This is a genomic window from Bernardetia sp. (assembly GCF_020630935.1).
Lineage (GTDB): Bacteria > Bacteroidota > Bacteroidia > Cytophagales > Bernardetiaceae > Bernardetia.
This window is the reverse complement of sequence record NZ_JAHDIG010000015.1, coordinates 55,290-71,449: the sequence shown is the minus strand read 5'-3', so window position 1 is coordinate 71,449 and position 16,160 is coordinate 55,290. Positions and strand designations below refer to the sequence as shown.

Sequence of the window (16,160 nt, the reverse complement as noted above, 5' to 3'; positions counted from 1 at the left end):
GATGGAATCTTGCGCTAGAAAACCATTCTTAAACAAGTTCTAGGTTTCCTATACCAAGAGAAAAACGAAAGAAATTACACAAAAGCGACTTTTTACTATAAGCAAGCAATACACAATAAAAGAGAACAAATAAAAATTTTATTTCCCACTTTTTCTGAAACTGAAAAAGGGCTTTATTTTAAAGAAGTTTCACCCTTTTTTGAGCTTTTCGCAGGTCTTGCAGTGGATTATTATCCTTTCAATAAAAGCATTAGTCAAGACCTCTTCAACCAACAGCTTTTTACAAAAGGAATCATTTTTTCTTCTACTCAAAAAATGAAAAAGCAAATTTTAGGTAGTGGAGATAAAGAATTAATAAGTCAATACGAAAACTGGAAAAAAGAAAAAGAAAAATATATTAATCTACTTCAAACACCACTTCAAGAGCGAGATAAAAATATCAATATTTCAAAATTGGCATCTCAAATCAATGAACTAGAGCGAGAAATTTCCAAAAAATCAGCTTCTTTTAAGGAAAATACCAATCAAAGAGAATACAACTGGCAACACGTCAGAGAAACACTAAAACAAGATGAAGCTGCTATCGAAATGATTCATTTAGTAAGATATAACCTAAAAGATGAAGCTACTGATACAGTTTATGTTGCTTTAATCATCTCAGCAGAAACCACTGAAAGTCCAGAACTATTAGTATTAGAAAATGGAAATGAACTTGAAAACGGAGCATTTACTTTTTATCAGAATAACGTTGAGTTTACATTAGACGATACAGAATCTTATCATTTATACTGGAAACCTATTCAAGATAAACTAGATAGCCTCTCTAACAAAGGATATTCTAAAATATATTTCTCACCAGATGGCATATATCACAAACTCAACTTAAATACACTTCTAAACCCAACAACACAGAAGTTTATATTAGAAGAACAAAATATCAAACTCATTACGAGCAGTAGAGATTTGATAGAGTTTAAAGGCACAAACAGAGATATTGACCTAAGCAAAAATTTCAAAAACTATGAAGCTTTCTTAATAGGTTATCCAACATATAATCTAAATGGAAAAGATACTCTAAAGATAAAGGGTACAGACCGAAGTCTAAATGGATTACAACGTGTAGTAGGAACACAAGCTGTAATTCCTATTTTGGAAGGAACAAGAGTAGAAACCAACCAAATCAATTCTCTTTTTGATAAAAACAATATTTTCACAAACCTTTTACAGGAAAAGGAAGCCACAGAAGAAAACATAAAGGCTCTCAAAAATCCTACAATTTTACATATTGCTACCCATGGCTTTTTTATTCAGCCTCCAAAAGGCAAAATAACAACAATGCAAGAAGCAGAAGATAGAAGCCTTTTAGAGAATCCTTTGCTTAGAAGTGGACTATTGTTAGCAGGTTGCCAAAACCCACAAGTGGGAGAAGAAGATGGTATTTTATCCGCCGAAGAAGCTATGAATCTTAGTCTTGATAGCACAGAGTTAGTTGTTCTTTCTGCCTGTGAAACAGGCTTAGGTGATATTCAGAATGGAGAAGGAGTGTATGGACTTCAAAGAGCCTTTCGACAAGCAGGTGCAAAAACAATCTTGATGTCGCTTTGGAAAGTAAGTGATGATGCCACACAGCTTTTGATGACTACTTTCTATAAAGAATTTTTGAGTGGAAAACCAAAACGAGAAGCCTTCAAACTCGCTCAACTCAAACTCAAAGAACAGTACCCAGCACCTTATTACTGGGGAGCTTTTGTAATGGTAGGGGAATAGCAATTCACTATTCTTAATTTTTCAAAAACAAACTTTTCATTTATTTCGTAAATAAGGTTTTATCATTTAAAATATAAGCCATTGAAAAGTATTAATTTGTTTGTTGTTAGTTTAATTATTATTGGTCTGTTTTCTTGCCAAGAGAAAAAAGCAGAAAATGAAATCCGTTGGAAGTTTGGTAACTTTGAGAAGCTCACTTATGAATACCATCAAATATCAGAGAACAAATCTTCTATGATGAATTTTGGTAAGCAGGATGGAAAAATGTTGAGTAAAGCCACAGGACTACTTATCGTTTCTCCAAAAGAGGGTGGAAAAGCTGATGTAGTATTTAAGAATGTAGAAATGTCTCTGCTTTCAGTTTCAGAAGAAGGCGATACCACCCAAACTATGAAACAATCATCTCCAGACTTTTTCATGCAAGACATGGATGAGCTGGGTAAAATAGCAGGAAACTTAAACCAACAGACAGAATTACTTGCTCAAACGCTCTTTCCTATTCCGTCTGAAAAGCTAAAAGTTGGACAGACAAGTAAAATTCCTATAAGTATGCCCTTCAATATGTTAGGTTCAATTATCAATGTTACAGGTTTCAATGAAGTAAAGTTAGAATCTCTTGAAGATGCTAAAGCCAAAGTCTCTACTATAATAGATGTTTCTGAATTTGAAATTCCAGAAGATGCTAATGTAAATTATGAATGTTACTTGAAAGGTTCTTCCAATTATACCTTTGATACAACTCAAGGCTACTTTGATACTATTGATCTGAATATTACGATGGTTCTTAAAAACTTAGCTAGTGATAACCAAGATGAAAATGACTCTTTAGCTGGACAAGAAGATTTACTCAAAAAGTTGGCTGAAAAATTTGGTATGGAAGTGAACACAAAAATTAGCCTTAGACTAAAAGAAGTAAAATAGGTTTTGAATATGTAGATAACCTCACAATCAATTCCATTTATTCATAGCGCAGATTTTGAAAAACCTGCGCTATAAAAAGATACTATCCTCCCACACGATTACTCTCTTCTTCTGCACCTGTTTTTCTTCTACGAGCCGATTTTACTTGTTTGTTTCCAAACGTATAATTCAGATTTACTCGTATCTGACGGCTTTCCCAGCCACCACTACCTTGAATCAAGACATCTCCAAACTGTGTATCTCCACGCCAAGGCGAACTAAAGAAAACATCGCTCATAGACATACGGAAAGAGAGTTTATCTTCCAAAAATGACTTTTGAATAGCTAAGTCCATTGCACCAAGACTTTTTGTCTGATATGTTCCTCCCCAAACGGAAGGCGAGTTGTACCACCCCGAAACTTCAAATTTATAGCCTTTTGGTAAAGAGAATGTGTTTTGTCCATAAATATTGAGAGTACTTTGTGAGATAGATACAAACTCATCTGTTTTGCCTTCGTAAGAACTATGAAAAGCATTCAGATTGACAAAAGCATTCCACCACTTACTGACCTCAAAAGGATAGCTCAAATTAAAACTCCATGTTTGTTGTGTGGCAATGTTCTGCTCTTGAATAACACTTCTGCGCTCATCTTGTGCAGTTGTAACTTGTGCAAAAAAATCACTGACATAACTGTAACTTATTGAAGTATTGAGTGTGTATTTGTAAGTGTGTGAGAACTTGATATTATCTGTATATTGAGGCTGTAAAAATGCATTTCCTTTTCTTGCTGTAAGCTCATCGATTTGCTGTTGGAACGGATTGAGGTTTTGATAATTTGGGCGTTCAATTCTTCGGCTGTAGGTTAGTGCAAAAGAGTTATTACGATTAGCATTATAGGTCAGACCTCCACTTGGAAAAAAGTTAGTGTAGTTTCGCTTTACTCTTTCGTTATTTTCTTCTTGTGTACTGGTTAGTTTTCCATCAGAAAGAGTCTGTTCTGCACGAAGCCCAAACTGAAGATTCATTTTTTTCCATCTTCTGTTATAATTGAAATAGGCTGCATTTACAATTTCTTCATAGACAAAATTATTACTCTTTTCTTCATTGAAAACTCTATTTTTTCCTTCTACATCATAAAAATCAAACGTATTGTCTGTATTTACCATCGAAGATTTGATTCCTACACCTAATTTTCCTTTCAAAAAATTCTGCTCATAATCCATCTTAAACGTTGCAATATCAATATTAACAGGCAATACCATTTCATAAATCACGCTAGATATTAAATCCTGTTCATTTGCTCCATAATATAAATTTGGCTGATAGGTTTTTCCATCATTTTTATACTGTCCATAATCTAAATCTACATTGAAGGTATGTCCAGTAGTATCTTCGTAACGATAATTTAAGTTTCCAAGCACGTTGTAAAAATCTCTTTGATTCATACTTTCAGCTTGCAACACTTGCAGCATTTCGCCTGTACTTTGATTACTGATAGGCGTTCTTGCTGTGGTATTTATGTCCATATTACTAAAGTTACCATTTATCAACACGCCAAACGTACTTTTTTTACTTGCAAAAAAGTCTGTTCCTAATTTTACATTATGACTACTTTGGTCAATAATAGTCGTGGCACGATTATCAAAAATAAAATCGTTTTGAGTTCTATAAAGATTAATAAAACGACCCGTTTCTCCAAAACGATTGCTATACGTGAAAAATGTATTCGTCTTTTTTGTGCGATTGTTCAAAGAAAGCGAAGCGTTGTAACGCTGATTGTCCCAAACAGAATAGCCCAAGCCCACTGAACCGTTTGTACCCAAATTTTTATTTTTTTTGAGTTTGATATTCAAAATCCCTGCACTACCAGCAGCATCGTATTTTGAAGAAGGTTGTGTAATAATTTCAATAGATTCAATATCTGAAGCCTGTAACGTATTTAAGTAATTGGTAAGGTCTTCGCCTTGCAAGACCGAACGCTTGCCATCAATATAGACTTGAACACCTGTTTTTCCCTCAACGATAATAGAATTATTATTATCCAAAATTACTCCCGGTGCTTTTCTTAAAGTTTCTAAGCCAGAATTTCCAGTCGCTGCAAGTGTTCCCTCTACATTGAAAACAGTTTTGTCTGCCAACACTTCCACCATGGGTTTTGTCGCTGTAACTTCAACAGCCTCAAGCACATTATTACTTTGAATAACAAATTTATTTAGGTTTATTTCTTTAGCAGAGCTTTCAGTAACTGAAATAGTTGGAGAAGTAAATTTTTGATAGCCTACACTCGTCAAGATAATAAAATACTCTCCGTTTCGAACATCTACAATTCTAAAATTTCCATCTGCATCAGCTACAGAGGCTTTGGCAAGCGAAGAGTCTGCAACATTCATCAGTCCGACAGCAGCAAATGAAATAGCATCTCCACTATCCGATTCGGCAGAACCTATAATGGAATGCCTATCGTTTTGAGCCAAGGCAGAAAAAGAAGAAAAAAGGAATAAGACAAAGAATGATAATTTGAAAGAGGTAATTAAATTTCCCATGATTTTGGTTGAAAATTATTAAATAGTAGTTAGATTGAAATATTTGCTTGGATAGTATGAAAAGACAAACAATTATTACTAACGTTGCACGTCTTTAGCTTTTTTTGGGAAAAGGCAGTAGTTTGTTAAGATTTGTTTGTAAAAAAGTTGTTAAGCAAAATTTATTTTTGCTACTGCTAACACTATTGGCATTTTCTATAAAAAATATGTATTTTTGGTAAAATTTAGAATAGAATTTTCATATATAAAACTCATATAAAAATGAATTATTGGTTTCTCTGCAAAGTCAGTTATACAAAAGAATTAGAAGACGGCACAGTAAAAAGAATGAAGGATAACTACCTTACTGATGCCACTACGCTCACAGAAGCAGAAGCACGTATGCACGAAGAAGTAGGCAGACAGATGCGAGGAGAATTTTCAGTTGCAGCAGCCAACAGAATGAACTTTGTAGATGTTTTTACCTATCCAGATGTTGATAATTACTACAAGTGCAAGGTGCGTTATGTAACCATTGATGAGGCAAAAGGCAAAGAGCGTGAAGTAAAAAATCAAGTCTTGATTGCAGCTAATGATTTGTTGGATGCTTACAATCGCTTGATGAAAGAATATTCTTCTATGCTTGTTCCTTATGAAATTATTGAGATTGTCAAAACGCCTTTAGTGGAAGTGTTCCGTTATAAGTCGCCAGATGAAAGAGTTACGCCAAACCTTCGTCCGATTTCAGAAGTAGAGGAAGTGGATGAGTAGAAATGTATTGTATTGTTGGTGGGGACACTAACAACAGCAAAGTGAGAAATTAAGAGCATACATTTAACGCAAGATTTTGTCTTGCGTTTATTTTTTTTAAAATTATGAAATATTTACTAATTATGTTTATAGTTGTAACTTGTATGAGTTGCAAACAGGATTATAACAAGGATATTTGGATAAAAAACCAAAATCAAAGTTCAGATAATCCTCGCTTTGAGATGACAAAAGATTTAAGGGAAAACTACCTATTGAAAGGAATGAGTATTGATACAGTATTTAGTTTGCTTGATGAACCAAAATATATTGATACAATTGAAAGTAGAATTCAATGGACATACCCTATTGGAAGCAATCCAGGCTTTCACATTGACCCTTATTATTTAGTCATAGACTTCGATTCAACAGGGCATTTGATAGAAACAGATATGCATGTACACTAATAATTCAGTCTGTCGTTGATGGGGACACCAACGATGACAAATGTAGCTCATTCTTTAGAATTATGAAGTAATCAGCATAGCTAATGAGAAAACAAAAAAAGCTACAAAACAAAAAACTGTTTAGTAGCTTTTTTTAATGCCTATATCTTTTTATTGTGGAAATACGTAAATTAAAGATGTGAATAAAAATATTTTGAAGAAAATCTATCCCATTTCAATAAATAATAGCTTTAATGACTAAAAATAATTTGAAAGTTCTATTCCTACCTATTTTATATTTTGGTTTTGTAGCGAGTTTGTTTAGCCAAAACCCAGAGGAAATTTATAACCAATACAAAAAAGAATTTCCAGATAAAATGGCTGTTTTACTAGAAAAAAATGATGAAATAATCATTGATTTTGAAGATGATACCGTAGCCACTACACATATAGAATACGAAGACTTATTATTCTTGACAGACCGTGCAGTAGGTTTGGCTTCTCAAAAGGCGTATGAATCTTATTTTTCTAAGATTGAAAAAATTGATGCCCTTACACTTGTTCCCAATGGAAAGCGTTACAAAAAAATGAAGGTAGAATATTTTAAAAAGGAAAAAGAATCTTCTTCTGGAATTTTCTATGACGATTTAGAATCTACCAATTTCATTATGCCAAATGTTTCTCCAAAGGCTCGTACACAAGTTGAGATTACACAAAATATCAAAGACCCTCGTTTTTTGAGTTCATTTTATTTAGATAGTTATGTGCCTATAAAATCGGCTCGCCTAACGCTCAAAGTTCATAAAGACATAGAAATTGCCTATAAATTATTCAATACAGAAGATATAAAGTTAGATTTTCAAAAATCAGAAAAAGGAAACTATATAATTTATGAGTGGAGTGCAAAAAACTTGGCAGATTTCAAAGCAGAAGACAATGCACCACGTCGCAATTATTTTTCTCCTCATATTGTCTATTATGTTACGCAAATCAACTATCCCAACCGAACACAAAAACTGGCAAAAAATGTAGCTGATTTGTATGATTGGTATTCTAATTTGTCTTGTAGAGTGAATTTAGAAGACGATGCAGAGCTTTCCAAAACGGTTCAAGGACTGATAAAAGATGTAGAGAGCGAAGAAGAAAAAGTAAGAAATATTTTTTATTGGGTACAAGACAACATCAAATATGTAGCTTTTGAAGATGGAATGCGTGGTTTTGTACCTAGTGAGGCAAGTTTTGTGTATGCCAAGCGTTACGGCGATTGCAAAGGAATGTCATCTATCATCCACAAAATGCTCAATATGGCAGGTATTGAAAATACGTATCTGACTTGGATTGGTTCTAGGGATTTGCCTTATAAGTATTCTGAACTTCCTACTCCGATTGTAGATAATCACATGATTGTAACCTACCAAAACAAAGAGGGAGAATTTATTTTCTTAGATGCGACAGATTCGTATTCTCCGTTTGGCTTTCCATCGTCTATGATACAAGGCAAGGAAGCTCTTTTAGGAATGGGAAGAGAGGAGCATAAAGTGGCTCTAGTTCCGATTATTAATAAAGAAAAAAACTATTCGAATGAATCTGTTGAGCTTTCTATTTCAGATAAAAACTTAGTAGGAAAAGGAAAATACCAAGCAGAAGGCTATCCAAAAGGCTACATGACACACTACATAGACGGACTTTCAAAGGAAAATGAACAGCGTTACATGAGCCGTTATTTTACAAAAGGTAATAATAAGTTTTTTGTAGATGATTATGCCATCAAAAATCTGAATGAAAAAGATGAGGCTCTAAAAATTGAATATGATTTCAGAATTGAAGATTATGCAAAGTTTGTAGGCGATGAAATTTATATTAATATGAATATGGAAAAAGCCTTTAGCAACGACGAAATAGACACAGAAGAACGAAAAGCACCCATCGAAAACGACTATCTGTACCAAACTAACAACAGTACATTTTTAAAAATCCCTGAAGGTTATGAGATAGAATATTTGCCAGAAAATAGCAGTTTCAAAAACGATTTGTTTGGTTATGAAATCAAATATGAAAAACTAGAAGGTAAGGTAAAATTCACACATAATTATTATAAAAATTATCTACTTCTGAATAATGAGAGCTTCGAAGATTGGAATAAAATGATAAAAGAAGTTAATAAAGCCTACCGTGAAGTCATTATTTTGAAGAAAAAGTAAGTATTCATAGATTTTATCCTCTAATAAATAGGCTTTTCTACATTTAGGAAAGCCTTTTTTATGTGTTTTTTTGTACCTTTGCAGCCGAAACAAAAACCTTTTTGTTGAACGGTTACTTTCCTAACTATCAACAAATTAACAATAAAAATAGGTTAAATAAAATATATGGCTGCCATTTATCGTAAATTTGGAATTACTACAATCATTGCTGTTTATCTACTCATTTTAGTAGGTGGAATTGTACGTAGCACGGGTTCTGGAATGGGTTGTCCAGACTGGCCTAAATGTTTTGGACAATATGTTCCTCCCACAGATATTAGTGAACTTCCAGAAGATTATAAAACTATTTATGCTATACAAGGACGTGAAATTGCAGACTTCAATGCTGTTCATACGTGGATAGAATATATAAACCGTCTTTTGGGTGCGCTTATTGGGCTTTTCATCTTGATTACAGCTGTTCTTTCTATTTCATTTTGGAAAAAAGACAAACTCATTACTGTTCTTTCTTGGTTGGCTTTAGTCTTTGTTTTAGTACAGGCTTGGCTAGGCGCAAAAGTGGTTTCGACAGATTTACATGAGGGAATGATAACCATTCACATGGTAATGGCTCTTGTTATTGTAGGGCTTCTAATTTATACGATTGTTCGTTCGTATAATGGAGTATTGAAGACTGAAAAAGTAAGTAATCTCTCAAAGTTAAATCTCATTACATTTTTAAGCGCAATAGTTGCTTTTGCTCAACTTATCTTAGGAACACAAGTCAGAGAAAATGTAGATACAGTTTCAAAAACATTAGGCGATACTCTTAGAAGTGAATGGATAGAAAATTTGGGAATGACATTTTATATTCATCGTTCGTTTTCAATATTGGTTTTGTTACTTCATTTGGGCTTGGTCTATATGCTTTGGAAAAATACTTCTAAGAATGGACGCATCCAAGCACTTGGAAAAAGTCTTTTAGCTATTTTGGTTATTGAAGTTATTACAGGAACAATAATGGCATATTTTGCTATTCCAAAACCTTTACAGCCTGTTCATATGCTTTTGGCTTCTGTTGCTTTAGGCATTCATATACTGCTTATTTTGTTTATTAATTTTGAATCACTCTTCAAGAAAAAATATTGAAACTTAGACTCTAAAGATTTTTAACATCTTTAAGGTCTGAACTCGTATCACTATGCTCACAAATTCAGATAACGTTACCTTGGATATAAACTTAGAACTTCCAGAAACACCAACAGACAAACATAACACAGATGTTATTCATGCAGAAACATCAAAACTTAAAGCCTTTTTTGCGCTTCTCAAGTTTCGTCTGTCGGCTTTAGTAGTTTTTTCTTCTGCTATTGGCTATGCTTTAGGAGTAGAACAAATTACTGATTGGAAAAAATTTGCTGTTTTTTGCTTTAGCAGTTTTATCATTACAGGTTCTGCCAATACTATCAATCAAGTGATTGAAAAAGAGTATGATAAGAATATGAAACGCACCAAAACTCGTCCTTTGCCTACTGGAGTTATTTCACCAGCAGAAGGGATAGTTTTTGCCACTATTTTGGCAATTATTGGAGGAGCTTTGCTCGTTACTTTTGTCAATTCTCTGACGGCTGCCTTAGCTCTGCTTTCTCTCTTTTTATATGCTTTCGTTTATACTCCTTCTAAAAGAATTTCATCTTCTTCTGTTTTTATCGGAGCTTTCCCAGGAGCTTTTCCTCCTCTTATTGGTTGGGTAGCTTCTAATGGAGAAATTACACATTTTGCGCTCATTCTTTTTGCGATTCAATTTCTTTGGCAGTTTCCTCACTTTTGGGCAATTGCTTGGCTTGGAAATGACGACTATGTAAAAGCAGGTTTTAAAATGCTTCCAAGTGGAGGAAAAACACTTAGAACTTCTATTCAAATTTTGATGTATACACTCTTTTTACTACCAGTTGGCTTAATGCCTTACGTTTATGGAATGTCTGGTAAAATTTCAGCAATTGTCATTTTTGCTGCTGGACTTTTATTCTTAGTTCCTGCGTGGCTTTTAGTAAAAAAGGGAGATAACAAATCAGCATTATTCTTAATGTTTTCATCGTTTTTTTATCTGCCTATCGTACAACTAGCTCTATTATTTGATAAACTATAATTTTTACTAACCGTCGTTGAGACTTTAACCATCAACGAGGAAAATATAACCAAAATGAATACAACAAATAAAATATATATAGAAGAACAAGACGCTCATGCAATGAACCCCAAAAGGTTCAACGTGTGGCTTTTCATTGTCAGTATAATCATGGTTTTTGCAGCCCTTACTTCAGGTTATATTGTAAGACAGGGAGATATTTTGAAAGAATGGCTCGTTTTTGATTTGCCTTCTCTCTTTTATTGGAGTACAGGCGTAATTCTTTTGAGTAGCGTTACGATGCACTGGGCGTATATTTCAGCCAAAAAAAATGAAATCGGACAAGTAAAAATTGGTCTTTGGCTAACATTAGTTCTAGGTTTTGTCTTTTTGTATGTACAAGTAAAAGGATGGGGACAGCTTGTAGATGCAGGCGTTTTCTTTGCTGGCGAAAAGAGTAATCCTGCTGGTTCGTTTGTCTATGTTATCTCTGGACTTCATGGCGCACATATTTTGGCAGGGCTCATATTTGTCTTCATTACACTCATAAAGGCAATGCAATCTAAAGTACACTCCAAAAACACGAACACAATAGCAATGTGCATGACCTTTTGGCACTTTTTAGACCTTCTTTGGATATATCTGTTCTTCTTCTTCTATTTCTTTAAAGATGGATTGAATTAAAACTAAAGATATTAAAAAACGGATATTCTGAAAATGAATATCCGTTTTTTTATTTTATACTATTCTCACTCCAATAATGGCTACATCATCACGTTGAGGCTGATTTCCTTTGTGTTCATCAAAATTTTCTTTCACTATTCTGCCTTGCTCCTTCATAGGAAGGATAGCTATTTCTTGAAGCATTTTTTTGAGATAATGAGAACCAAATTTTCTGTCCGTCAAATCATTTTGGTCAGCATATCCATCACTACATAAATAAAAACTATCTCCTTTTTCCAAAATCAGTTCATTTACCTCAAAGTCTATTCTTGCTTTCTTAGAATATCCTCCAATACTTTGTCTTGTTCCTCTAATTTCGTGAATTTGCTGTGTAGATTTTTGGAAATAATACAAAGGACGTTTTGCTCCAGAAAAACGAATTTTGCACTTTCCATCGTCCAAATATTCCATTATACAAAGTCCGATATCCATTCCATCATCGTTAGTTGTATTTTGTTGTTTTAGAGCCTTCTGAATGGTAATATGTAATTCTTCCAAAATTTTGTCTGGTTCTTCTAGCTCATTTCTATCTACGAGCGCATCTAAAGCAGCTGAGCCAATCATAGACATAAAAGCCCCTGGAACACCATGTCCAGTACAATCTGCCACAGCTAGAAAAATCTTTCCTTTGAGGTCTGTGAGCCAGTAAAAATCTCCACTTACAATATCTTTCGGACGATAAAAAGTAAAATATTCATGCAAATGCAAACTCATTCGCTCTTCGAAAGGCAAAATAGCATCTTGAATGGTTTGAGCATAACGCAAACTGTCTGTAATATTCCTGTTAGCATCTTCAATGACTTTGTGCTGTTTTTTGACAGTTTCTACGGTGGCTATCAACTCCTCATTAATAGAATTTAATTCCTCATTGGTAGAGAGTAATTCTTCATTAGTAACTTTTAAATCTTCTGTAGCTTCTTGTACTTTCGTTTCTAAGACTTTATTCTGCTCTTTAATGAGGTTTTCATTTTCAAGTGTTTTTTTCAAAATTTCCTTCTGTGCCTTGTCTTTTTGTTTTTTATAGACATTTATTCTATCTGCCAAAGCTAATGAAAGCAACATCACTTCTAAAGCCGAACCTGCCAAAATAGCATTGTTCGTAAACCAGTTGTGAGGAATAGCTGCATTAAGTTGCAAGATAAATATAATTAGCCCTACCAAATACGCAAACCAAGCTATCAAAAAGAAACGAGCAGGTTTATACCCTTTGACAAGCAAATAGATAGTTGTAGCCAAAAGATAAACTGCCATCAAAATTACAGCGAGTTGTCCTAAAATAGCACTCAAACCATAAATACCCAAAACCCCAATAATAATACTGACTGCATTTAAAAATAATAGAACAAAAATTATCTTGTCTAGTCTTGGTGCATTTTTAGGTAATTCCAAAAATCTTCTTGCAAAAAGTAGCATAAAAAATACTACTAGCGAAGAAATAGGAGGAACATAGTAATTTATATTTGCTGTATTAGCCCATAAAAACTCAAAGGAATAACCTTTAAACATGGTATAGACCAAACAAATTCCAAAAACATACACTACATAATACAAATACAGTCTATCACGTATAGAAAATAAGACAAAAAGATTGTAAAAACCCATTACCAACATAATTCCGATATAAATTCCGATAGCTACATCGAATGGATGCTGTTCTTCGAATAGTTTTTTGGCTGTTCCTATAGTAACCGTAGTTTGTGTAGGAAAATTACTTTTGATATAGAGATAAAATGTCTTTTTTTCGTTTTCTAGTAAAGGCAATAAGAAATTAGGCTCTGTATATTGCACTTCTCTTTTTTGAAAATCAAAGGCAGCTCCAGACTCTCCTAGTAGTTTTAACTCATTTTCAATTTTCTCAAAGAGAAGAATAGAATCAAGCATTGGATTATTTATCTCAAGGTATATTTTTTCATCAATTTTTCTTTCCACCTCAAAACGAAACCAAAAGGCTGATTGGGTATTGGCAAAGTTGAGAACATTGCCGTTATTGCTCACAAAATTTGACTGCAAATCTAAAACTTGCTTCGGATTGGAAATAAACTGGCTCGTTGTATCTTCCAAATACAGCATTTTATCTGCCACACTATATATTTTTTCGGTAGTGTTACAGGAAATGTTTTTTTCAGATTGAGCTTCTAATGATTGACAAAGAAAAAGCAGTACTACAAAAGTAGCAAGTAGTAGTATTTTTGGCTTCATAAGTTTAGTATAATAATTCTATTTAAAAAGCATCTCAAATAGTTAAAGGGAATAATAAAGACACTTTCATTAAGAACAATATACGCACAATCATTACTTTATCAAAACAATATTCTGAAAAAACCAAAAACCACACAATTAAAAACAACTAGAGTAGCAGATATGAGATAAAAAAAATTGTAGGTATCGCTACACTAAAATACCAATGAACGGTACTTTTTCCATGCTCTGTGACTTACAGAACAACAAATATCTATGGATGTCTAGTATTCTAAAAAACAACTTTAACTTACTTTATTGAAGTAGTATTTAGTATTCTACTCCTTCAAATGTACTTTTTTCAAGTCGCCTGTTTCAGTCAGAATATAAATAGTCTTATCTTCTTTTTCTTTTGCGAGTACATAACGCACCTTCAGCGTAAAGACAAGTTGAACAGCAGGCTCTAAAATTGTTGGATTGATGATACACTCAATATTATCATAATCCAACTTTTCATAAAATGCACTTGGCGAACGGTTTTGATTATTGATTTTTGAGTTTTTTGAAAAAGATGTTTTTCCCTTTGAAATAGCACTATACGAACGGTATCTGTCGAATGGAAAGTAAGTTTGAAAACTCTCATCTGCCACTTTATTGGCTGTTGAAAGTTTGATGTTTAAGCTATCATATACTTGCTCTTTTTTCTTGATAATTTGGGCTGCCTTTTGGCGCAAGGTCTGATAGAGTTTGTCAGTATCTTTGATAAAATATTCTACCTTAGACAAATCATAAATCTCATTTTCAGCAGCTTTAGCAATAATTTGGTCTAAGATTTTATTATCTTTAAAACGAATATGTACATTTTTTTTAAGCTCAAAACCTACTGGAACTTCATTATATGTTCTACTAAAGAGTTTTTTCTCAATATCATATTCATACTCTGGAACAAGAGAAAGAAAATCAATGATTATTTCGTTTTCTTTAATACCTAGAGCCAACAAACCTTTCTGAAAATCAGCAATACGTTTGTCCATATTTTCTTGGACATCTTTTAAAACTTTTCCTTTTTGTTCGATATGAAACATAGCCACATATTCGTCTGCTGTTACGTTCATCAAAACAGTTGCGTCTAGTTCTTGTAGATTCGTTCCCAAAATTGTCGCTTGTGGAAGCACTTGAGTCGGACGTTCGTCGCTGTAATTATCGTAATTAGAATTACCATAATTATAATTAGCTCTATTTTGAGCAAAGCCTGTACTGTTTAAAAAAATCAAAACAAAAACTGTAAGCAAAGATTGAATTGTTGTGGTTTTCATAAAGTTTAAAGTAAATTTGGTAAAAGGTTAATTTCAAGACCCTAAGGGTTTTCGAAAACCCTTAGGGTCTAAATGAAAAAAAATGATAAATCTCTCTAATTTACAAAAAGATAAAGTTTCTACAGCACAAGTAGTGGCAGATATTGGTGTCTTGATATTGGTTTTGATAAACCTTACCCTTATAGTTTTCAATTTTCTGTTTTCTGCCCATTTGGTTCAAGATTTTTTGAAAGAATATCTCAATTCATTTTATCATTTTTATCACGATTATGTTTTTAAGAATTTTGCCCTTATAGACTTAGTCTTTGTCGGAATTTTTATTACAGATATTATTGTTCGTTGGGCGATTGCTATTTACTTGAATACATATCATCGTTGGTTTTTCTATCCTTTTATCCATTGGTACGATGTTTTAGGTTGTTTACCTTCATTTCGCTCGCTTCGTGTGTTGCGTCTAGCAGCAATTTTATACAAACTACATTTGATGAAAGTTATCAACTTATCAGATACGTATATTTACAAGACAGCAGGAAAGTATTTTTCCATTTTTGTAGAAGAAGTTTCAGACAGGGTAGTGATAAATGTTTTGAATGAAGTACAGGGAGAAGTAATGAAAGGAAGTCCTATTGTTGAAAAAATAGTAGAAGATGTAATTCAGCCTCGCTCCAATCTGCTAACTACTTGGGTAACCAAACGTGTGCAAGTTGTTGCAGCACAGAATTATCCGAACTACAAATACGAACTCCGACGTTATGTAGAAGCTCTCATTAATGAAGCCGTAGAAAATAATGCAGAAATAAAAACTATTGGAAATGTTCCTATTATGGGCGAGTTTATAGCACAAAACCTAGAACGAGCCATTGCAGACATTGTTTTTAATGTTGTCAATCAGTTAGTGGAAGATGCTACCACCACGAAAGACAACCGAATTTTGAAAGAAGTAACTGATATTTTAGTAGAAGCCCTACTTATAGATACAAAATCGCAACAACAATTTGGACAAATAACGAAAGGAATGATAAGTGAAGCCTTAGAACTTATCAAAAAACAAGTTGCTATCAAACAGTGGAAAGTAAGAGAACTAGAAGAAAAAGAGTTTGGTTTTAGTCCTCCTGCTCAAGAAAGCATAGAAGAGATTGAAGCCGAATGGGAACAGGAAAAAACAGGCATAAAATTAACTAAAAATCCTAAACGGAAGTAACAAAGTCTTATGAAATACAAAAAGCTACCATTAATGATTTATAATTAATC

General features: G+C 33.4%; 12 protein-coding genes. 9 read left to right on the top strand and 3 right to left on the bottom strand.

Annotated elements, in window-relative coordinates:
* Nucleotides 1-315 precede the first annotated feature (315 nt).
* Both QZ659_RS06370 and QZ659_RS06365 read left to right on the top strand, forming a co-directional pair.
* Nucleotides 316-1,767, top strand: coding sequence for a CHAT domain-containing protein (locus QZ659_RS06370; protein WP_291723658.1), 1,452 nt, complete (start codon nucleotides 316-318; stop codon nucleotides 1,765-1,767).
* Between the two features lie 81 nt (nucleotides 1,768-1,848).
* Nucleotides 1,849-2,688, top strand: coding sequence for a hypothetical protein (locus QZ659_RS06365; protein WP_291723656.1), 840 nt, complete (start codon nucleotides 1,849-1,851; stop codon nucleotides 2,686-2,688).
* Nucleotides 2,689-2,770: 82 nt separating this feature from the next.
* On the opposite strand, the gene QZ659_RS06360 is transcribed toward QZ659_RS06365, so the two are convergent.
* Nucleotides 2,771-5,212, bottom strand: a complete 2,442-nt coding sequence (locus tag QZ659_RS06360) for a TonB-dependent receptor (protein WP_291723653.1) — start codon at nucleotides 5,210-5,212, stop codon at nucleotides 2,771-2,773.
* 261 nt (nucleotides 5,213-5,473) lie between these two features.
* Here QZ659_RS06360 and QZ659_RS06355 point away from each other — a divergent pair, with 261 nt between their 5' ends.
* The 6 genes from QZ659_RS06355 to QZ659_RS06330 all read left to right on the top strand — a co-directional run bounded on the left by QZ659_RS06355 (nucleotide 5,474) and on the right by QZ659_RS06330 (nucleotide 11,376).
* Nucleotides 5,474-5,962 (top strand): DUF4494 domain-containing protein, encoded by a 489-nt coding sequence (locus QZ659_RS06355; RefSeq protein ID WP_291723649.1) that lies wholly within the window; start codon nucleotides 5,474-5,476, stop codon nucleotides 5,960-5,962.
* 104 nt (nucleotides 5,963-6,066) lie between these two features.
* Nucleotides 6,067-6,405: a hypothetical protein gene (locus QZ659_RS06350; RefSeq protein WP_291723646.1), complete on the top strand. Its 339-nt coding sequence runs from the start codon at nucleotides 6,067-6,069 to the stop codon at nucleotides 6,403-6,405.
* Between the two features lie 233 nt (nucleotides 6,406-6,638).
* The gene (locus tag QZ659_RS06345; RefSeq protein WP_291723644.1) at nucleotides 6,639-8,585 is read left to right on the top strand and encodes a DUF3857 domain-containing protein; all 1,947 of its coding nucleotides are present in this window, start codon (nucleotides 6,639-6,641) and stop codon (nucleotides 8,583-8,585) included.
* A 165-nt stretch (nucleotides 8,586-8,750) separates the two neighbouring features.
* Complete coding sequence (locus QZ659_RS06340; RefSeq protein WP_291723642.1) at nucleotides 8,751-9,713, top strand: COX15/CtaA family protein; 963 nt, start codon at nucleotides 8,751-8,753, stop codon at nucleotides 9,711-9,713.
* 52 nt (nucleotides 9,714-9,765) lie between these two features.
* Nucleotides 9,766-10,713: a heme o synthase gene (cyoE, locus tag QZ659_RS06335; protein WP_291723639.1), complete on the top strand. Its 948-nt coding sequence runs from the start codon at nucleotides 9,766-9,768 to the stop codon at nucleotides 10,711-10,713.
* 54 nt (nucleotides 10,714-10,767) lie between these two features.
* Nucleotides 10,768-11,376: a heme-copper oxidase subunit III gene (locus QZ659_RS06330; protein WP_291723637.1), complete on the top strand. Its 609-nt coding sequence runs from the start codon at nucleotides 10,768-10,770 to the stop codon at nucleotides 11,374-11,376.
* Between the two features lie 54 nt (nucleotides 11,377-11,430).
* Here the strand turns inward: QZ659_RS06330 and QZ659_RS06325 are convergent, their stop codons facing one another.
* Together QZ659_RS06325 and QZ659_RS06320 are read right to left on the bottom strand one after the other, a co-directional pair.
* Nucleotides 11,431-13,614 carry a 7TM diverse intracellular signaling domain-containing protein gene (locus QZ659_RS06325; protein WP_291723634.1) on the bottom strand — a complete coding sequence of 728 codons (2,184 nt, stop codon included), beginning with the start codon at nucleotides 13,612-13,614 and terminating at the stop codon, nucleotides 11,431-11,433.
* 317 nt (nucleotides 13,615-13,931) lie between these two features.
* Nucleotides 13,932-14,909 (bottom strand): SIMPL domain-containing protein, encoded by a 978-nt coding sequence (locus tag QZ659_RS06320; protein ID WP_291723631.1) that lies wholly within the window; start codon nucleotides 14,907-14,909, stop codon nucleotides 13,932-13,934.
* Between the two features lie 82 nt (nucleotides 14,910-14,991).
* On the opposite strand from QZ659_RS06320, the gene QZ659_RS06315 reads away from it, so the two are divergent.
* Complete coding sequence (locus tag QZ659_RS06315) at nucleotides 14,992-16,110, top strand: hypothetical protein (protein WP_291723628.1); 1,119 nt, start codon at nucleotides 14,992-14,994, stop codon at nucleotides 16,108-16,110.
* Nucleotides 16,111-16,160 lie beyond the last annotated feature (50 nt).